Below are 19,719 nucleotides of genomic sequence, written 5' to 3'. Positions count from 1 at the left end.
GGGATCAGTTAAGCGCGGCGCTGGCGGTCATCGGAACGGTTTTCGCGTTAACCGGCATACCCGGCATAAACACTTTTTGTAAACCGTCGACGATGACTTTATCGCCAGGGTTCAGCCCCTGCTGCACGATACGTAAACCGGCGGCCAGACGTCCCGGCGTGATATCGCGGCGCTGCGCTTTACCTTCTTTATCAACGATATAAACGTATTTGCGATCCTGATCGGTCAGCACCGCTTTATCGTCGACAAGCGTGGCTTTGAATTCAGCGCTGCCCGGCAGGCGTACGCGGGCAAACAGTCCTGGCGTGAACTGACGCTGCGCATTATCCAGCAGCGCGCGCATACGGATGGTGCCGGTGCTCGGCGTTAACTGATTATCAAGAAAATCCACCTTGCCCTGATGGGGATAACCCTCCTCCCCCACCAGACCAATCTCAACCGGGAGTGCCAGATGATTACTGGACGCGCCCTGCCCGCTGCGGGCGAGATTTTGATAGTGAAGATAGGTTGCTTCATCCACGTCAAAGTAGACGTAAACCGTTTTCAGGGAGACCAGCGTGGTGAGGACGCTGGCACTGTCACCCGCGGTGACCAGATTACCGCTGGTGATCAGCGCGCGGCTGGCGCGGCCATCAATAGGCGCGGTCACTTTGGTGAAATCCAGGTTAAGTTGTGCCGCGTCAACAGCCGCCTGCGCGGCGCGAATGTCGGCCTGCGCCTGAGCGGCGGCCGAACGGCGCTGCTCCCACTCTTCACGGGAGACGACGTTGGTATTGACGAGTTTATCGGTACGGTTAGCCTCACTGCGCGCCAGGCTGGCCTGCGTTTTGGCTCTCGTTAAGGTGGCCTGCGCCTGTTCCAGCGCAGCGCGATAGGTTCTGTCATCGATAGTGAACAGCACCTCGCCCTTTTTCACTTCCTGGCCGTCGGTGTAATTCACTTTATCAATGTAGCCGGAGACGCGGGGGCGCAGCTGAACGCTTTCCACCGCTTCAATCCGGCCGTTAAAGCTATCCCACTGACTGATGGATTTCACTACCACGTCAGCGGCGCTCACAGCGGGCGCTTGTGGGACGGCATTTTGTGCCACGCCGTCATCGCATCCGACAAGCAGCATGGAGAGGAACATCGCTCCCAGCGCCGTCAGATGAACGTTAACCCAGGGTTTTTGCAGGCTCATTATTTTTATTCCGGTAATGGTGGCCGCCGGGCAAGACGCTGCGGGAGACGCGGCGCCACTTCCTTTGTCCGGACTGGCTTGAGACTATTTGTGTCGTTCATCGCCACAAAACTGTAACAGTTGCGAATACACTATCGCGGCGATTGTAGGAAGGCGTCAGATTTAGTGCAAGAATAATTAATACACTTTATGTGCTATTTGGCTCAGGGACAAAAGGCGCGTTTTCGGCAAGGAATTAAATGCAACAATAAAACTTGCATTTAATGTCAGAGCGAGTCATCTTTAAATGCAACAGACAAAAATGCTTTTTAAAACGCGGCGTGGGGGAAACCATGAACACTGACGCATTTATTCATGATCTACTCGACTGGATCGACAACAACCTTGAAAGCCGCCTGGACATTAACACCGTTTCCAGGCGCGCCGGCTACTCGAAATGGCATCTCCAGCGGATCTTCAAGGAACATACCGGGTATCCGCTGGCCGAGTATATTCGTGCACAAAAGCTGCAAAAGTCGGTCGAGCGCTTAACCCACAGCGATGAACCGATCCTGAACGTGGCGATCGCGCTGGGCTTTGACTCCCAGCAGTCCTTCAACCGCAGCTTTAAGCGTCAGTATGGCCAGGCCCCCGGGGCATGGCGTCGCAGTACCGTCTGCCCTGAACGCCAGCAATCAACATAGTGTCGCGGCTTTCGCCGCGACCCGTACTGGCCGGTGGCAAACCGGCCTGTAATCATGTTCCCGTGTTCGCCGCTCAGCCGTCCGTTGAACGTGTTAACGCTTCCCAGCGATCGATTTCCTCGCCTAAACGCGCAAGCTTTTCCCGCACTAAACTCAAAGCATCACTGCCAAGCAATAAATGCGTCGGCGGGTTCTGTCTCTCAATGATAGCCAGCATGGCGCGCGCCGCTTTTACGGGGTCGCCGAGTTGCTGACCACTTTTTTCCTGACGAGCCTGGCGGACAGGATCGAATAACGCGTCATAGTCCGGGATGCTGCGCGCGCTGCGTACCATCGAGCGTCCTGCCCAGTCGGTGCGAAACGAGCCCGGTGCCACCGCAGTGACATGTATGTTGAACGGAGCAAGCTCTTTGCTTAGCGTTTCTGATATGCCTTCGAGCGCAAATTTACTGCCGCAGTAATAGCTGATGCCGGGCAGAGTGATGAAACCGCCCATCGAGGTGATATTAAGAATATGGCCGTGACGACGCTGGCGCATGCCCGGCAGCACGGCTTTGATCATCGCGACGGCGCCAAACACATTCACCTCAAACTGGCGGCGCATGTCTGCGAGCGAGGACTCTTCCAGTATGCCTTCGTGACCGTAACCGGCATTGTTCACAAGGACATCAATCGGGCCGACGGCAGACACACTCTGCGTAACCACTTCATCAATGTGCGCATAGTCCGTGACATCCAGCAGGCAGCCGAATGCCCGCTGCGTATCGAGTGCCTCGAATGCCTGCTTTGCTTCGGGGGTGCGCACGGTCCCCACGACCCGATGGCCTGCGGTGAGGGCTTCCTCCGCCAGAGCACGACCAAAGCCGCTGCTAACGCCGGTGATTAAGATTGTTTTTGCAGATGCCATAAATTACTCCCATGAACAGTGAAGGTTGCATGGTATTCTCTGATTTGCCGTATTTTTAGGCCGTATTTTCTCTTTTTATTGCCTGATTTTATGAGGTGCAGTGATGTCCGGGATGATTACCTTAGTAAAAGCACTGGCGGTGCAGGAGGGGTACAACCTGACGGCGTTGCCTGATGTGCGAATTTTGCGTGCCGACCGCCCGCTTGCGCGAACGCCCGTGCTTTACGATCCGGGGATTGTGATTGTCTGCCAGGGCAGCAAACGCGGCTTTTTCGGTCAGCAGACCTATCTGTATGATGAACAGCATTATCTGGCCGTGTCAGTACCGGTGCCGTTTGTGATGGAAACCGACGCGTCGGCAGAACACCCCTTACTGGCGATATATCTGCATCTGGATTTTCAGCTTGCCGCTGAACTGATGTTGCAGATTGAGCAGCATCACGCCCCACATCCTCCCGCTGCGCCACAAAGCATGATGTCGAGCCCGATGGACGACGCGGTAAAAACGGCCGTGCTGCGCCTGCTTGAAGTACTGAACAATCCGCTTGAGGCGGCGATCCTCGGCCCGGCGCGGGTGCGAGAGCTCTATTTCCGCGTCCTGACGGGTGCCCAGGGCAAGGCCATGCGCGCCGCGCTGGCCTTACAGGGGCAGTTCGGCAAAATTGGCAAGGTACTGCAGCACATCCATGCCGCCTACGCTGAGCCGTTAACGCTTAATCAACTGGCGATGGAGGCCGGAATGAGTGTGCCGACGTTTCACACCCATTTCAAAGCGATAACCGGTATGCCGCCGATGCAGTATGTGAAATCGGTGCGCCTGCACCAGGCAAGGATGTTGATGGTGCGTCAGCATATTACCGCCGCCGCCGCGAGCTACACCGTCGGTTATGAAAGTCCGTCGCAGTTTAATCGTGAATTCAAGCGGCTGTTTGGTTTGCCACCCGCAGAGGAAATAAAACGCATGCAGCGTAATTTCGCCGTTCCGCCTGTGCAGCAGGCATCGATATTTGTCTCTTCCCATTAAGCCTGATACTACATACCAGGCCTGAATATAGGCCTGGTATGTACACGGCGTCATGACGCTGCGGATTGTACTAACTCAGGAACTTACCTTTGAGCAGATTAAGTCCCGCAGACATCAGGTCGCCCTGGGCCGGGGCTTCGCCCTGCGGTGAAAGGCCATCAACGATTTTAGGCAGGTATTCAGCAATCAGCGTCGACGCGGTTTGAGAATCCACGCCCAGTTTTGCGCCGAGATCCTGCAGCGCTGGCGATCCAAACACCGATGTGATCTGTTCGCTGTTCACCGACTGATTACTCTGCTGGCTAAGCCACGACTCGACAACGCCGCCCAGGCCGCCATTGCGGAATTTTTCGAGGATCCCCTGAATGCCGCCCTGCTGCTCAATCCAGGTCATGATCGCCTGGAGTTGCTCCGTCTTACCGCCCTGCCCGCCGGCCAGGCTGCCGATTTGATCTAATAATCCCATCACAGACTCCCTACAAACATCGCTAACACGTCCTGATTGACGGCTTACTTAGCCGGGATAATCAGTACCTGACCCGGGTAGATTTTGTCGGGATGCGTCAGCATCGGTTTATTGGCTTCAAAAATACGCTGATACTCATTGGCAGAGCCATACATCGCTTTTGAGATGGCGCTCAGGGTATCGCCGGATTTCACCGTGTAATAGCGGCTTTCCACCCCGCTTTGGGTGACGGTCACGCTATCATTGACCTGACCAATCCCGGTGACGTTACCTACCGCCACCAGAATTTTTTCTTTATCTTCCTGGGAGCCCACGTCGCCGGTCACCGTCGCCGTACCGTCGTCCGCGACATTAATGTTGACCTTTTCGGCACCAGGCAGGTTAAGACTATCAATATGTTTTTTCAGCTTGTCGGCCTGATCTTCCTTGCTACCGCCGGATACGGCATCCCAGATTTTCTCGCCCGCTTCTTTCACAAAACTTAATAATCCCATCTTCCACACCTCCATAACTGTTTCATGGTGAACATTTTCATTGGAGCCCGTTGCAGGATGTACGATGCGGTGTCTCCGCTCTGGCTGAAAAATCCGGAAACAGCACAACCTGCCACATGAAGTATATCCAATAAGCGTCAGGGTGCAGGATATTTGCCCTGGTATCGCCGTTATGCCGCAACATTCCCTTTTGCCGACGTCTCACGTCTGGCGTTCCAGCCACGCGTTAAACCGTTCCATCTCTTCCAGCACACGGCTGACCAACGGTTCGATGGATTCCCAGCCTTGTTCGTTGTTGCAGGCGAGTTCCAGCGCCTCACAGGCCTCTTTCAGCGAGGTAAAATTCATCAACCGCGCACCGCCGTTAATCCGGTGCGCCATGCGGCCAACCTTGTCGCGCTCTCGCTGTTCAAGTCGCTGTTTAAGGTGTTCGGCGTCGTCATGATTCACGGCGATCATTTCGAGCTGAAGCTGGCGTGTTTTATCGTCAACGGTGGCGTCCGTCTTTCCGGCACTGGCGAAATACCGCTCCAGCATCTCCTGCAATTTTTGCGGCGTTAGCGGTTTTTCCAGATATTCATCCATCCCGGCATCAATACAGCTTGCGGCCGCTTCTGTGCCGCTCATGGCCGTCAGACCAAAAATGGGGATCGCCTCACGCCCTTCCCGTCGTTCATGCTCACGGATCTGCCGGGTCAGTTCGTAACCATCCATCACCGGCATAGTGCAGTCAGTAATAATGGCGGCATAACGCGCTGGCTGCGCTTTCCACATTGCCAGCGCCTCTTCTCCTTGCGTGGCCAAAGAGACGCGGTGTCCCCATGATTCGAGTCGCTGCTGTAAGGTCTGACGCGCGGGAGGATAATCATCCACTACCAGGATGTGCAGGCTGGCTACGCTGTCCGGTGCCGGATGATGCAGGGCTATTTTCGCTGAGGGTGTCGCATTAAAGAGGAAACTCACCACACATCCTTCGTGCGGCTCGCTCTCAATGCGCACCTCCGCCCCGGCAGCGCGCGCCATATGCAGGCAGGCGGGCAAACTAAAGCCGGTATCGGTCCACTCCGATTTAAGCGTCACGTTGTTCGCGCGTTCGATGATTTGTGCCTGGGTTCCTTCAGAAATCCCCGGCCCCCCATCGCACACCTCAATCACCAGCCGGACGCTTTCAACCTGTGGGTCGCGGGTTCCCTCATACACCTCGATATCAATGGCATCGCCGTCAGCATGCTTGATGGCATTGCGCAGGAGGCTCGACAGTATGCGGATAATTAACAGCGGATCGGTATCGTAGCGTTGCGCTGAAAGCTCGATCAGCACGTTCAGGCTCATGCCTTTCGCTTCTGCCTGCTGACGATAGAGGGCGACCGTGCTGTCAATCAGCTGCGGCAGGTTCGTGCTGCGCGTTAAGCCGAGCAGTTGCGGGTTATCGGCGCGGAAAACATCGAACATGTCGCCAATTAACGAAAGCAGATTAAGGGAGGACTCCCAGATGAGGTTCAGATTCTCGTTGCGTTCATGGCGCTCGTCCAGCGCCTGAAGTTCCAGTTCCAGCAGACCCGTAATCACGTTAAGCGGTGTACGAACCTCATGCCCCATGCTCAGCATAAAGGCATTTTTACTGGCAATCGCCTGCTCAAGATTACTTTTTGTTTCAGAGAGTTGAGCAATCAACAGCTCTTTTTCGGTGATATCCAGCCAGCCGCCAATTAACCCGCCAATCTCGCCCTGCCCGTCATGCCACGGCACGACCCACCCCTGCAAGTATCGTGGCTGCTCCCCCACCTGAAACCTGGCGGACCATTTCTGCGGTTGACCATCCTGCAATGCCTGGCGATAGCGGGCTTCGATCGCCGCCAGCTCTGAAGGCGCAACCGTATTGATGGCGGTGATCGGCAGACCTTTCAGATCCTGCCCTGACAGGCCAATAGTATCGCTCCAGGCCTGGTTATAACGCAGTAAATTCCCCTGACGATCGCGGACATAGAGCGCAACAGGAGAGGCGTCTATCAGTGATTGGGTAAATTTCAGCTGCTCAGCCAGCTTCTGCTGCCAGACGTTGCCGCGGCGTAATGCACGGCGCAAATACTGGATCCACAGCCAGCAGCCCACCACGACCAGAAAGAGCAATATGCCCCACAGCAGCGAGTTCACGAACGTGCTTTTATTCCAGGTTTCACTGTTTTCTATCGCCGCCTGACGCCAGTCACCCGCCATTTGCATCAGTGCCCGTGGCTGCATATCGGCCAGCGCTTTGTTCAGGATATTGATCGGCTGGCTGCTGTCCGTTTGCGCCGACAACACCAGATCGACGGGCGTCACAGGAAGGGTCACCGCCAGATGAAAACGGGTTGGATGGTGGAGAGTCACGAGATAACTGGCAATAAACTGCGGTGCAATCACCCCACGGACTTCGCCACGTTTTAAGCGTTCAAGGGCGTCGTCCATATGCGGAACTTTCACCAGCTTAATGGTGGGATACCAGGTGTCCAGCCAGGGCAACAGCGGGTCGTTCGCCTGAATGGCAATTTTCTCGCCTTTCAACTGTGAGAAATCACTGGGGCGCTTGATGCCCTGATCCATCACCACCACGGCGGGCGTGGTAAGCAACGGAGGCGTTTTCGCTGCACCGCTTTTGGTTTGCTGCGGCGTATCGATAACCTGTTCAACAAACAGTGCGTCAGGGTGAGCGCGCTTCATTGCCAGAAGTTCAGCATCGCTTTCAACGCTGAGGAAGGAAAAGCGAATGCCGTACTGGTCGTTAAACTGGTTAAGCAGATCGACCACCAGCCCCTGAGGTTCACCTTCGCTGACAAACGTGACAGGCCTTTGACGGCGGTCAATAATGACCTGAATTTGCCCGTGCTCGCGTAGCCAGCTTTCCTCCTCGGGATCTAACCCCAGTGGATTGGCGGTGATCACAAAGCTCCGGTTCAGGCCCCAGCTGGTCGCAATGCGTAAACGGCTGGCTAACGAGATATGTTTAAATACGGTATCGATGGATTCCGCCAGCAGCGGTAGCTGTCGGTCGATACCAAAACTCATGTTCAGATTAGGTATCGTCGGGCTGAACGTCCAGCTCAGGTCTCTGACCTGATGGTATTGCGTAAGATATTCCGCACTGGCCCGGTTAATCCACAGCGCATCGATTTGCTTAAAGGCCAGCGCGCTGACGGCGGTGTTATACCACGACTGAAAGCGCAGGGTGCTGTCCGGATACTGGCGGCGAAGCGCTTCACTGGCCTGGCTTCCTGAGACGACGCCAATCACTTTATTTCGCAGATCGACAGGCGTTTCACCCTGTGATTTTGGGGTCATCAGAACCGCTTTATCCAGCAGCCAGGGCGGTGAGGCTTGCAGGTCCGGGCTTGGCCACAGTTCCGGATTCCAGATAGCCACCATCTGTATTTCCTGGCGCTTCAGCGCGAGTAACGCTTCACTGCTGTTTTCGTAGTAATGCAGCTTAATTTTTACCTTAAGGCTGTCTTCCAGCATTGCCAGGTAATCAGCGGCAATGCCGCCAAAGACGCCATGGCCCATCCCTTCGCTTAACGGCGGTTGCTCCTGCCCCCAAACCCCCACATGCAGCGTGGAATGGCTGTCCAGCCAGCGTTGCGCCGCCTCACTGAACTGGACATGCGGCGCGTTAACCTGAACGCGACGCTGCAGTTCCAGTGGCTGGGCGTGCAGTTGCCATACACAACACACGGTAAGAAGCAGGCTCAATAGCCGGGCTGATAAAAAACGCATCGTACGAGTCGTTCCCTGAATAAAACATGCTGGAAAATAAAATTATACCGATGACCCGGCTTACCCTGAGTAAGCTTTGTCTTGTTCTGCGCAGATACCTCAGTGGCAGGCAAGATCCCGACAGTATAAGACCGGACTTATTGTCGCGCCTGTTCCGTCCCGGTAAAAATTTCTCCTCCACTTTTCCAGGAAAGTACTTTTTTACGTTTGAACAGGTTAATCCGTGATGAACAACAATATTGATAATCGCGATATCGCGCCAGAGGCCCTCACGGATGGGGACCGCGATACGCCATTTCCGGTGGTGCTGGAAATAACGCTCGACGACGTTTTAATTCAGGATGAAGCGCGTCTTTTTGCCGACGATACCAGCCAGCAACTGATGATAAAAGGTGATGCAGGGGATGAAATTAACCTCTCGGACCTACTTCCCGAAGGCGCGGAAATGGGTGAATGGACGAAAGCCCGGGGCTCAGTAACTGTCGATGGCGTGCAATATGCCGTATATCAGCATTCAGGTATGGAAACGGAACTGCTGGTTCAGGTCGGTATGCAGGTCGCCCTCAATAATATGTAAATGCAGGCGTCCTGCGGTCCTGGCGACACGCGGGACGCTGCGTTTCCGGGAGTCCCGCAATCTGTCTCAGCTCCCCTGACGATCGTCGTCGTTCACTATCTCGACCTTAACGTCTCCCTGACGAAATCCCTCGGCAAGAAAAAAAGGCATCGGCAGTTTCCACTGCCCCTGCTGCACGGGTGCCGTATACCGCCAGGCATTACCGTCCATTTTCAGCAGCACAGCCTGCTTTTCCCCGTCTTGTTTATGGCTTGGCCCGGCCATGATCGTAAACCCGGCATTGCTCCCGACGTGGAAGTGTTCTGCCTTCCAGCGAACAGGAGGATGCGCCGGCCAGGGTTCGGCATGATGAAAACCAAAAATAGCATCATGGCTAAGCAGACTTTGCCGCACGGTGGACCACAGCACTGCCTTCAGGAAATACTGGTCAGTGAAGCGCGCATTGCCCCGGTACTGCACGACAAACTCACGCATCATTCTTGCAACGTTCGGGAAGATGCCGCCACATCCAGCCCACATCCCGGCGAGTAACAACTCGGTATGCGTGAAATAATCACGCATATGGTGAAAGTACCAGGGCGAACGTAGCCACGCCTCGACACAAACCTGCTCGCGTTCGGAGAGCAACGAGTCGGCATCACGAACTAAAAACCGCTCAACCGTCGGGTCGTCCATCACCAGAAAACGCCATAACGTGGGATAGATGGTTTTTTCGTGGCTCATATCGACCAGTTGAGCACCGCCCGCCTGCAGACGTTGCCAGACGTGCTGCGGCACAGAATTATCCAGATACACACGGCAGCACCAGCCAGGAAACAGCGAGTTTGCGGTTTCAATGTTTTTAATCAGCGTTTCGCAATAGCGCGGCCGATCGCCGAACAGGCTGAAGGCGATAATATTTTTTTCGCGCTGCGTGGCATCAAAAGGACGCGGCGGCGTTGAGGGAAGCGGCCAGCATTTGCCGTGACCAAAGCGTTGATCCGACAGCGTCAACGACTCAAGGCCATAGGTGCGCATCTCCTGGGTTTTGCCCATGTGCCCACACAGTTCAGCAAAACCATCCAGCCAGGTTTCAGAGGCTTCATGACGCTGCGGCGACTGGTATATTTTACGATACACTTTATACGCCTGATCGTACTTTCCCTGACGCATCAGGCTTAGCGCATAGTCACTTTGCACTGACATATTTTTGGGCAATACGGCCAGGGCTTTTTCACAGCAGCGCGAGGCGCTGGCGTAATCCCCGTCAGCCATAGACTGGCGATAAATCTCCGCCAGGGAATGTAACTGCTGGCTTATTGCGGCGTGGTTAACAGGTCGACGTTGAGGTACCGGGCGCATAAAAATCCGCTCAATTATTTAATCAGAAAAATTAAGCCGATTTTTTCATTGTTACGGGTGGCTCACGATAAGACCCGTCTTGATATTCCCTGAAGAGAGTACAGCCCCGGTACAGGCAGGTAAAAAGCGATTTCCGCCTCTTATTCAATTTCACTTAAGCTGAGTATTTTACAGCAACTTAATTAATACCATTACCGTTTATAATGAGATGTTATTTCATTAAAAAAAATAACCAAGTCAGGTCTTATAACCCTTTATCGTCTGTTTCATCATACTGCGCACACATAAATGAAGATGACATCGGTATAATTCGACCCCGGTATTGCTGAGGTCAGGCATGAAGGATGTCTTTTCATCGGCTATACAGTAAGTTATGGGCTAGCCCGTACAGGTTGTTTATGATGTTTCATTCACAGCACACCCGATGTCCGGGGAAGATATTCCCAGGCTCACTTCGTCTTCAGGAGTCAGTTAAAGAGATATGCGTCACTATTTTCGCTTTTTTGTGCTGCTGGTTTCACTCTCGCTTTCAATGCCTTCAGCGATAGGCGATGAATATAAGATCCTGATGAGAACACCGGTCCAGGGATTACAGCGTTTATCTCTTACCGCCGATCAAGCCGCGTTTATTAAACAACAACGACAACTGAACGTGGGCGTGACCCATTATGATGCCCCACCGTTTGGCATGCGTAACATTCGCAATGAGTATGAAGGTTTGAGCGCGGATTATACGGGACTGGTCGCCTGGCAACTTAACCTCCCGGTTAAGATAAAAGTGTTTAGCTCCTCTGAAGAGGCGTGGCAGGCGCTGGCACGTGGCGATATTGACCTGATCCCGTCCGTGGCCGCCTTCCCGGATAACGATGCCTTTGCCTTTTCTTTACCTTATGCCAGCGATAAACCGGTGCTGGGGCTCAACGATAGCGATACCGCCCCTCTGGCAGAGGATCTGCGTGATACCGACGTCGCAATGCCGAGGGACTATTTGCCCCTGTCACAGGCTCAGGCCGCCTACCCTAACGCCCGTTTTCGCCTGTTCGACAGTTATCAGGAAGCGTTGAGCGCGGTGGCGTTTGGTCAGTCGCGGGTTTACCTGGGCAACAGTTACTCGCTCAGCCGCAACTACCTGAACAATATTCATGTTGAGCGATTCTCACGCCTGACCAGCCGTGAAGTGGGATTTGCCGTCAGCCAAAAAAAACCACAACTGCTCACACTGATTAATGCCGCAATCAAGGCCGTGCCAGAAGATGAAAAGCAGGAGCTTTATCGTCTCTGGCAGCCCGATCGGATTGATCTCGCACAGGGGTCGAAATCCCTTCTCTTTACCGAGCAAGAGAAAGCGTGGATCAAGAAACATCCCATCGTTAACGTTCTGATCTACAGCCAGGACAATGCAGCCCCGGTCTCATTTATTGATAATAAAGGTGTGCTGCGCGGTATTGCCGCCGATCTGTTTTCCGTTGTGTCGCTCAGAACCGGTTTACAGTTTCGTTTTGAAACGGGCAGCACCACCGAGGAACTGATTCAACAGGTGAACGAGTCAAGCGCGGATATGCTCGCCTCAATCACCCCCAGTGAAGCGCGTAAAAATAAAATTCTTTTCACCCGCCCCTATCTGCGGAGCGCCTTTTCCCTGGCAACAGCGACAAATCGTAACGACATTCATATGCTGGCAGACCTGCGTGGAAAACGGCTGGCGATGGTAAAAAACATTGGTGTGGAAAGTATGGTGCGCCAGCGTTACCCGGAAATTGAAATTGTTCACGTGGGCAATGAATCACAGCTGCTTTCCACCGTACTTGAGGGAAAAGCGGATGCCGCAGTGGGTATTCTGATCATGAGTGACTATCAAATCTTCACCAACTTTCAGGACAAACTCAAAGTGGTGTCGATTGTGGGTGACGCCCCTGTCTGGATCTCTTTCGGGGTCGGGCTGTCCAATCCGGAACTTCAGGGGATTTTAGATAAAATATTGCTAAGCATTCCCCCTGTTGAGCTGGAAAATCTGGCCAACCGCTGGCGGCCCAACGAACTGGTGGTTGTCGACAGCTTCTGGTATCGCTATCGGGAAGTGTTGATTGCCACCGCCGTCTTTAGCGCCGTCTTAATTATTCTGGCCCTGGGTTGGGCACTCTACCTGCGTCGACAAATCGCGCGTAAAGCGGCACTTCGTCGTCAGATGAACACCCAGCTTGTGCAATTACGCGAGGTCATCACCGAGCGTGAAGCGCTGCTGGTAGAACTTAAGGAAGCCAAAGACAGGGCCGAGGATTCTAACCGCGCAAAATCCGTCTTCCTGTCGACCATGAGTCATGAAATCCGCACGCCGATGAATGCCATTATTGGCATGCTGGATATAGTGCTGAAAAAAGGACGCCGTGGTGAGCAAGATATTCAGGCGCTCGAGGTGGCGTATGAATCGGCAGAAGGACTGGTGGGATTAATTGGCGATATTCTGGATATCTCCCGTATTGAGGGGGGGCATCTCGATTTCAATCCTGAAGCCACGAACCTCGGTACGCTGATTAACAATATGATGCGGGTTTTCCAGGGCGTGGCCATTGAGAAAAATATCGAACTCACTCGCGCGTTCCCGACGGAACCGATAATCGATGTCTGTGCCGACCCCTTACGCATCAAGCAGGTTCTGTCGAACCTGTTAAGTAATGCCATTAAGTTTACCGACGTCGGCGGCGTATCACTGACGCTGCAGCAGGCTGAAGACCCGGTAAATGACAGCGTTCACTACATCATTGACGTCAAGGACAGCGGCGTGGGGATCGATGCCAGCCAGCAGGCAGCCTTGTTCAGGCCCTTTAGTCAGGCAGACAACCGCCGCGCAGGAACGGGGCTGGGCCTCTATATCAGCCGGACCATTTGCGAAAGCATGGGCGGCACGCTTATGCTGACCAGTGAGAAAAACGTGGGCACCACGGTGAGAGCAACCTTTACACTGCCGAAAGTAAAAACGGCGGCGGCCGTGGATGTCCAGCAGCACGAAGACGAAGACAAAATTCCAGCCCTGAAGATCCTGGTCGTGGACGATAACCCTGCCAACCGGATCCTGCTGGCTAAACAGTTGGCCTGGTTAGGACAGCATGCGTATCTTGCGTCAGAGGGAAATGAGGCACTGGCTATCTGGGAAAAAACAGATTTCGACGTGATCATTACCGACTGCAACATGCCCGGCATGAATGGTTATCAGCTGACTCACATAATCCGCACGCGCGAGCAGGAACAGCACAGGGCCGCGGCCTGGATTATCGGCTTTACCGCCAATGCCATGCATGAGATCACGGCGCGTTGTTTACAGGCTGGTATGAATGATTGCCTGTTTAAGCCCTGCTCAATCAATCATCTCGCGGCTGCACTGCGAAATATTCATCCCATTGAGCACAAAGCATCGGACGATACCGTCTCACTGAAATAAAAAAGGAGCCTGTAAAAGGCTCCTGATAATGTCTCGAATGAATCTGTTGCAATGGGATTAAAGCAGTTGGTCGTGCCAAAGAAACAGTTCAGAGTCCGTTTTCACGCCCAGCTTTTTCATGGCCGATTTCTTCTGACCGCTGACCGTCTTACGACTACGATTGAATTTCTCTGAAATCTGCAGGACAGACATTCCACCGGTAAAGAGTCGCAGCACCTCAAGCTCCTTGGGAGACAGCTGATCCAGGCGGCCAATGCCCTCAATCACCTGCGGCGCGTTGTCACCCTCTGAACCCGATTTCGTGTCTGCACAAGGCTCTGAAATCAGGTAGAACTCTTTCTCCATGCTTTCTGAGAGGGAGATACGCCCCGCCGCGACCTGGCGCGCCGCATTCACCACTTCCGATAAATCACGGCTTTTACCGACATGCCCACGCACGCCGATTTTTAACGCCATGCGCACAATCGCCGTGTTTTCCAGCGTGGAGGAAAGAAGAATTTTCAGCCACGGGAAGTTGCTCATGAGCTGTTTGATCATCGGTAAACCGTCGATCTCTTCATCACCAAGCAAATAGTCAAGAACCAACACATCAACACGGTTGTTGCGTAAAAAATTCATGAGTTCGATACGAGTGGCAAAGCTGCCTTTTAGTTCGAAATCAGGCTCCTGGCTAAATATAATTTCCATCCCCTTACGGACAATCGGGTGATCGTCGAGTAAAGCGACGTATATTTTTTTACCTGAAAACGGGTTCATACATATTCTCTTTTATGCCTGCAGTGTGAGCCATCTTTAAAAAAGACTTAATTATTATTCCGTAACCATAACAATAAAGTACCGGAACTGGCATAGCTACGAAAAATAGCGGAATAGCCATCAAAACGGTTAGTCACTTCCGCGACCTGGTTGCCGTAAAAATCACTTTCTGCACTCAACACATCTAACAGAGTACGTCGACCGAGGTGATACCACTGATCGAAGAAATCATGACGAATACGATCGGATTCAATCGATAAGTTATGATACAACTCCGCGCGCTCCAGCATGCTATGGGCATCCTGATCGGCAGCACGTACCCGGTTATCCAGATCGCGGGATTGCTGTTCAATGGCCTCTCTGCTGGCATCTGCACGGCGTGCGGCAGAAAGCTCAGCGGCCCGCTGTGAACCGCCCCGGAAAATCGGCCAGCTTAAGTTTACATTGGTTTCCCACGCCTGTTCACGCCCCAGTTCATCGCGCCCGGTACTTTTGCCAACGTTCCACGTCACCGTTGGGTAGGCGGCAGAACGCGCCGCTTCCGCATCCGCCAGTGCTGATGCGGTCTCTGCCTGCGCCTGTCGAATGGTAGGATGGCTTTCAATGGCGGATAACTGCTTGTTCAACTCCCCTGGCTTCAGGTTCCACACCGGTGCTGTTGGCAGAGGAACGGGCGTATCCCCCAGCAGGCGGTTGAGGATGATTTCCGTATCACGCGCGCGCGATATGGCCGTATCTAAAGAAGATTGCGCCTGTAAAAATCGCCCTCTGGCCTGCGTCAGTTCACTGCGACGCCCCTGGTCAACCTTCACAATGCCGTCCAGCATTTCGACCAGTTCATTCATACGCGCCACGTACTTTTGGCTGAGAACAATGATCTGGCGCTGCTTACTCAACTCAATGAGTGCACTACTGACCTGCCAGGCAATGTTTTCCGCCTGTGCGCCCGTATTCTCTTTCGCGGCCAGATGCAGCGCTTCACGGCTTTTAATGGTGTTGCTGGTACGACCAAAATCGAGCAATGTGGTTGCGACATTCACGGTCACCGCCGGGCGACTGTCGCTGTAGCCCCGTTCTCCGCCACCGAACTGGACGCTTTTTGAACGCGTCCCGACATCCACCTGCGGCCAGCGTTGCCCTTTCGCTTCATCAACGTTGGCCTGTGCCGCCTCGGTATTGAACTGCGCGCCACGAACCTCAGGGCTCATACCCAGTGCAGTATTGACCGCATCATTAAAGAGCAGACGGATTTCATTCTCGCCAGGCGCACGGGTGGTCTGCCGGTCAACGTTTGTCGCGTTGCTTTTCGCAAACGCGGTGTGGGTTGTGCTAGTAGCATGGTTACCCACCGCGCTTTTCTGCGCCACCCGTGGCGCGAGAGGTGCAGGCGGGGTGGAGGCCATCACCATGCCGGATTTTGCCTGCGGAGCGACAGGTTGAAAGGCTAATAAGCCCTCGCTACTGGCGACACTTTTCCCTGAAATCAGGCAAGAGAGGACCGTCAGCGTCGCCGCCAGGCGACGCTGTACTGGAGAATACTTTTTCATCGTAAATTAACGCTCCCGGAAGGCTTCTTTCGCTTTGAAAATAGGTTTCAGCAGGTAATCGAGAATGGTTTTTTCGCCCGTGCGAATTTCCACGGTCGCAATCATGCCGGGAATAATCGGCAGGGCTTTATCCCCTGCTTTGAGGGTGCTGCTGTCGGTTAAGACCATCACCCGGTAATACGTATCATCAGGACGGCCCGCCGCAGCTTTAGCGTCATCTTTTAACGTATCCGGACTGACGAGAGACACTTGCCCCTTCAGGCCGCCGTAGATTGCAAAATCGTAAGCGGTGATTTTCACCATGGCAGGCAAACCGGCATGCAGGAAGGCCACGTCAGACGGTTTGATCTTCCCTTCCACCAGCAGCTGATCTTCCAGCGGCACGATCTCCATGATGTGTTCACCAGGCTGAATAACCCCGCCAATAGTGGTAACCCGCACATTTTTGACCGTGCCTTTTACCAGTGCGGTAATGGTTGTGCGGTTCACAATGTCTTCGCGACCGGTCAGACTCTCTTCAGCCTGCACCAGATCCAGCTCCTGACGGATCAGGTCGGCGTTGGCATCCGCCTGATAGCGGTTGCGGCGCTCAACAATCTGCGATTGCAGGTCGTTTGCCTGACGGCGCATGCGCAGCAGCTCTACTTCGGAAAGCAGGCCGCGCGCCGCCAGCGGCTCAGACATGGCAATTTCGTTTTGCGCCAGACGATAGCTCTTCTCAAGCGAAGCCACGCCCTCTTCCAGCGCTTGCTTACGGCTGTTGTAAGCGCGGGTTTCCAGCTCGACCTCAGAAGGATACTTTTTCACGCGGTCGCTAAAGGTCAGCGGCAGACCATACGCTTCTGCACGCAGGCGGTTAACGGTCGCTTCCAGTGCCACCACCTTGCGCAGCGTCTCCTGATAACTCGATTGCGCACGCGTCGGGTCGATTTTCAGCAGTACCTGCCCCGGTTCAACGATATCGCCCTCACGGACGTTCAACTCTTCGAGTATCCCGCCCTCGAGGCTCTGGATAATCTGTTCGCGACTTTTTGAGACGATCTTCGCATCACCCTTGGTGATCTCTTCCACTTTGGCGAAATGCGCCCAGGTTAAAAAGCCGATGAACACCGCCAGGATGAGCCATAACACCAGCCGCGATTTTGGCGTGGTCTGGGAGAACAGCGCCTCCTGGATATCGCTCATCCAGGCTGCATCACGCGCTGTGAGCGGTTTATTTTTCTTCTGTTTTAGAAATTTCATGCGCTGGCCTCCGCCTGCTCTTTTACTGGCACAGCTTGCGCTGGCGTACTGTCGTTAGCGGGCGTCTGCTCAGGTTGCGCTGCCGGCGTGCCGTTGAGCGCAGCCAGAATCTGCTGTTTTGGACCATCCGCAACGATTTTGCCGTCCTCAATAATCACCATTCTGTCCACCAGCGCCAGCAACGACGGGCGATGGGTAACAACAACCAGCGTGTGTCCGGCAGTCGCGATTTTCAGGTGTTGCAGGAACAGGGCTTCGGTCTGCGCATCCATCGCGCTGGTCGGTTCATCCAGCAGCAGCAGGTTAGGACGCGCCAACAGCGTTCGCGCCAGGGAAACCAGCTGACGCTGGCCGCCGGACAAACTGTTGCCCTGCTCGCCAACGGGCATATGAATGCCACGCGGGTGGCGCGCGGCAATGTGGTCCAGCCCGGTTAAACGCAGTACCTTAAGAAACTCATCAGACGACGCATTCTGACGGCCAATCATGATGTTTTCGCGCAATGTGCCGTAAAACAGACGTGCATCCTGCCCCACAAACCCTACGTTGTTTCGCCAGTCAGACGGCTCAATTTGATTCACGTCCAAACCGCTACTGAAAATCTGCCCTTTCACCGGCGTGTAAAGGCGGGCAATGATGCGCAGCAGCGTGGATTTACCGCTGCCGATTTTCCCGACGATCGCCACACGCTCGCCCGGTTTTATCGTCAGATTCACGCCTTTGAGGATATCCGGGTTCGGCTGCATGGGCGGCGCCGGATAAGAGAAGGTAATGCCTTTAAGCTCGATATCACCGTTCAACTCAGGCTGTTTGATGTAGTCAATCTCACTGCTGCGATCGGTTGGGTTCTCCATCAGCTTGTTCAGCGAAGTCAGCGCAGCTTTGGCCTGCTGATAACGCACGGCTAAACCGACGACCTGGCTTAACGGCGCGGTCACACGACCGGCCAGCATGACCGTACCGATTAACGCGCCCTGCGTCAGGGTGCCGGCATCAATCAGGTACACGCCGGTGACAATCAGCATGACCGTCTGCAGCTGTTGCAGGAAACTCACCGAGTTCATCGCCAGCGTAGAGTAGTGCTTAGACGCCGCCGAGCTGGACGATTGCATGGCGCTGAACTTTTGCCAGCGGCTCTGCATCCAGGACTCGCCCCCCACGGATTTCAGCGTTTCCATCCCTTCGATGGATTCAATCAGGACGCCCTGCTTCAGCGATGCTTCTTGCAGGCTGGCTTTCATCACTTTGGCCAGCGGCCACTGAATGGCCATACTGACCAGCAGGATCATTGGCAGCATCAGCAACGGGACAATCGCCAGCGGGCCGCCTATGGCGAAGATAATGCCAATAAACAGCAGAACGAACGGCAGGTCGGCAATGGTTGCAAGCGTCGCGGATGAGACAAAATCACGCACGGATTCGAATTCGCGCAGCTGGTTGGCAAAAGAGCCAGAAGAGGCGGGCTTATGCTCCATTTTCACCGCCAGCGCCTGACGAAATAGCACGCTGCCGACAATCAGATCCGCTTTTTTTCCTGCGGTATCAAGCAGGTGAGCACGCACGCTACGGGTTACGGCTTCAAAAATCATTGCCACCAGCACGCCAATCGCCAGCGACCAGAGCGTGGTAAACGCCTGGTTAGGGATCACGCGGTCATAAACGTTCATGGTAAAGAACACGGTGGCCAGCGCGAGCACGTTCACCAGCACCGACGCCAGCGCGGCGCTACGATAGTAACGACGGTAGCGCCACAGCGTACTGAACAGCCAGTGGCCTTTCGGCTGCGGCGGCGCGATATCGCTAACCCGACTGTCAATACGCGCAGTCGGTTTAGCCGCGATCGCGTAGCCAACATACAGCTCGTTAAGCGCTTCATGATTCAGTTCAACCGGCTCGTCAGAGACATCCGGCATGACCAGGGAATAGAACAGATCCCATTTGTCTTCGGCATTTTTACGACGCTCGCGCCCCAGCAGCACCATCCCGCCAGCACCCTTACGCAGCAAAATCATCGGGAAGATCTGCTCCGGCAGTTCTGCGCTATTACGCTTGATGAGCCCTCCGGTCACACCGGCATTTTTGAGCGCATCAAGCGCTAAAGAGGGAGTGAGGAGTTGTTCGACAGGCAGACCCGCCAGCAAAACATCATCGCTTTTACCGAGACCATAATGCTCACACACCCAGGCAATACTTCTGAGCAGAGAATCATCACTTTGTCGGTTATCGCGAGCGGCGGCAAGCAGCTGTTCCTCCTGAAAATTTGCAGTTGAGGATTCCATATTTCGCGTTTTTCCTGATTGATTATTTATATTTAAA

General features: G+C 54.2%; 14 protein-coding genes. 4 read left to right on the top strand and 10 right to left on the bottom strand.

Annotated features, from left to right (window positions below; genetic code table 11):
* Positions 1–4: 4 nt before the first annotated feature.
* Positions 5–1,180, bottom strand: coding sequence for an efflux RND transporter periplasmic adaptor subunit (locus tag AM379_RS13530; protein ID WP_014168988.1), 1,176 nt, complete (start codon positions 1,178–1,180; stop codon positions 5–7).
* 332 nt (positions 1,181–1,512) lie between these two features.
* On the opposite strand from AM379_RS13530, the gene AM379_RS13525 reads away from it, so the two are divergent.
* On the top strand, positions 1,513–1,863 hold the full coding sequence (locus AM379_RS13525; protein ID WP_032670748.1) for a helix-turn-helix domain-containing protein: 351 nt from the start codon (positions 1,513–1,515) through the stop codon (positions 1,861–1,863).
* A 73-nt stretch (positions 1,864–1,936) separates the two neighbouring features.
* On the opposite strand, the gene AM379_RS13520 is transcribed toward AM379_RS13525, so the two are convergent.
* Complete coding sequence (locus AM379_RS13520) at positions 1,937–2,770, bottom strand: oxidoreductase (protein ID WP_106503804.1); 834 nt, start codon at positions 2,768–2,770, stop codon at positions 1,937–1,939.
* Positions 2,771–2,873: 103 nt separating this feature from the next.
* On the opposite strand from AM379_RS13520, the gene AM379_RS13515 reads away from it, so the two are divergent.
* Positions 2,874–3,794 carry an AraC family transcriptional regulator gene (locus tag AM379_RS13515; RefSeq protein WP_106503803.1) on the top strand — a complete coding sequence of 307 codons (921 nt, stop codon included), beginning with the start codon at positions 2,874–2,876 and terminating at the stop codon, positions 3,792–3,794.
* 70 nt (positions 3,795–3,864) lie between these two features.
* Here AM379_RS13515 and AM379_RS13510 read toward each other — a convergent pair whose 3' ends face one another.
* From AM379_RS13510 to AM379_RS13500, 3 genes are all read right to left on the bottom strand, one after another.
* Positions 3,865–4,260: a YidB family protein gene (locus AM379_RS13510; RefSeq protein WP_020885102.1), complete on the bottom strand. Its 396-nt coding sequence runs from the start codon at positions 4,258–4,260 to the stop codon at positions 3,865–3,867.
* Positions 4,261–4,304: 44 nt separating this feature from the next.
* Complete coding sequence (lysM, locus tag AM379_RS13505) at positions 4,305–4,754, bottom strand: peptidoglycan-binding protein LysM (RefSeq protein ID WP_020885103.1); 450 nt, start codon at positions 4,752–4,754, stop codon at positions 4,305–4,307.
* A 201-nt stretch (positions 4,755–4,955) separates the two neighbouring features.
* Positions 4,956–8,504, bottom strand: coding sequence for a response regulator (locus AM379_RS13500; protein WP_106503802.1), 3,549 nt, complete (start codon positions 8,502–8,504; stop codon positions 4,956–4,958).
* 226 nt (positions 8,505–8,730) lie between these two features.
* Between AM379_RS13500 and AM379_RS13495 the strand changes: the two genes are divergently transcribed.
* Complete coding sequence (locus AM379_RS13495; RefSeq protein WP_106503801.1) at positions 8,731–9,081, top strand: Biofilm associated protein A; 351 nt, start codon at positions 8,731–8,733, stop codon at positions 9,079–9,081.
* Between the two features lie 66 nt (positions 9,082–9,147).
* On the opposite strand, the gene AM379_RS13490 is transcribed toward AM379_RS13495, so the two are convergent.
* A complete protein-coding gene (locus AM379_RS13490) occupies positions 9,148–10,422 on the bottom strand; it encodes a tetratricopeptide repeat protein (RefSeq protein WP_106503800.1) in 1,275 nt (424 codons plus the stop codon).
* A 481-nt stretch (positions 10,423–10,903) separates the two neighbouring features.
* On the opposite strand from AM379_RS13490, the gene AM379_RS13485 reads away from it, so the two are divergent.
* The gene (locus tag AM379_RS13485) at positions 10,904–13,858 is read left to right on the top strand and encodes a transporter substrate-binding domain-containing protein (protein ID WP_050737429.1); all 2,955 of its coding nucleotides are present in this window, start codon (positions 10,904–10,906) and stop codon (positions 13,856–13,858) included.
* Positions 13,859–13,915: 57 nt separating this feature from the next.
* Here AM379_RS13485 and AM379_RS13480 read toward each other — a convergent pair whose 3' ends face one another.
* Genes AM379_RS13480 through AM379_RS13465 form a run of 4 tightly spaced genes read right to left on the bottom strand, consistent with a single transcriptional unit; the run spans position 13,916 to position 19,682 of the window.
* Positions 13,916–14,614 carry a response regulator transcription factor gene (locus AM379_RS13480; protein WP_025204758.1) on the bottom strand — a complete coding sequence of 233 codons (699 nt, stop codon included), beginning with the start codon at positions 14,612–14,614 and terminating at the stop codon, positions 13,916–13,918.
* Positions 14,615–14,661: 47 nt separating this feature from the next.
* Entirely contained in the window at positions 14,662–16,161 is a 1,500-nt protein-coding gene (locus AM379_RS13475; RefSeq protein WP_106503799.1) for a TolC family protein, read from the bottom strand.
* Between the two features lie 6 nt (positions 16,162–16,167).
* Complete coding sequence (locus AM379_RS13470; RefSeq protein WP_047955175.1) at positions 16,168–17,403, bottom strand: HlyD family type I secretion periplasmic adaptor subunit; 1,236 nt, start codon at positions 17,401–17,403, stop codon at positions 16,168–16,170.
* Positions 17,400–19,682 (bottom strand): type I secretion system permease/ATPase, encoded by a 2,283-nt coding sequence (locus AM379_RS13465; protein WP_106503798.1) that lies wholly within the window; start codon positions 19,680–19,682, stop codon positions 17,400–17,402. Before AM379_RS13465 ends, AM379_RS13470 begins: the two co-directional genes overlap by 4 nt.
* Positions 19,683–19,719: the final 37 nt, after the last annotated feature.

The sequence above is a fragment of the Enterobacter cloacae complex sp. FDA-CDC-AR_0132 genome, from assembly GCF_003010695.1.
Lineage (GTDB): Bacteria > Pseudomonadota > Gammaproteobacteria > Enterobacterales > Enterobacteriaceae > Enterobacter > Enterobacter ludwigii.
The sequence above is the reverse complement of the archived record's forward strand: the minus strand, read 5'-3'. Positions and strand labels throughout refer to the sequence as shown.

Coding starts and splice junctions, on each gene's coding strand:
- AM379_RS13480 (WP_025204758.1), bottom strand. CDS start 14,614: ATGAACCCGTTTTCAGGTAAAAAAATATACGTCGCTTTACTCGACGAT.
- AM379_RS13465 (WP_106503798.1), bottom strand. CDS start 19,682: ATGGAATCCTCAACTGCAAATTTTCAGGAGGAACAGCTGCTTGCCGCC.
- AM379_RS13510 (WP_020885102.1), bottom strand. CDS start 4,260: ATGGGATTATTAGATCAAATCGGCAGCCTGGCCGGCGGGCAGGGCGGT.
- AM379_RS13495 (WP_106503801.1), top strand. CDS start 8,731: ATGAACAACAATATTGATAATCGCGATATCGCGCCAGAGGCCCTCACG.
- AM379_RS13470 (WP_047955175.1), bottom strand. CDS start 17,403: ATGAAATTTCTAAAACAGAAGAAAAATAAACCGCTCACAGCGCGTGAT.
- AM379_RS13525 (WP_032670748.1), top strand. CDS start 1,513: ATGAACACTGACGCATTTATTCATGATCTACTCGACTGGATCGACAAC.
- AM379_RS13485 (WP_050737429.1), top strand. CDS start 10,904: ATGCGTCACTATTTTCGCTTTTTTGTGCTGCTGGTTTCACTCTCGCTT.
- AM379_RS13515 (WP_106503803.1), top strand. CDS start 2,874: ATGTCCGGGATGATTACCTTAGTAAAAGCACTGGCGGTGCAGGAGGGG.
- AM379_RS13520 (WP_106503804.1), bottom strand. CDS start 2,770: ATGGCATCTGCAAAAACAATCTTAATCACCGGCGTTAGCAGCGGCTTT.
- AM379_RS13490 (WP_106503800.1), bottom strand. CDS start 10,422: ATGCGCCCGGTACCTCAACGTCGACCTGTTAACCACGCCGCAATAAGC.
- lysM (WP_020885103.1), bottom strand. CDS start 4,754: ATGGGATTATTAAGTTTTGTGAAAGAAGCGGGCGAGAAAATCTGGGAT.
- AM379_RS13530 (WP_014168988.1), bottom strand. CDS start 1,180: ATGAGCCTGCAAAAACCCTGGGTTAACGTTCATCTGACGGCGCTGGGA.
- AM379_RS13500 (WP_106503802.1), bottom strand. CDS start 8,504: ATGCGTTTTTTATCAGCCCGGCTATTGAGCCTGCTTCTTACCGTGTGT.
- AM379_RS13475 (WP_106503799.1), bottom strand. CDS start 16,161: ATGAAAAAGTATTCTCCAGTACAGCGTCGCCTGGCGGCGACGCTGACG.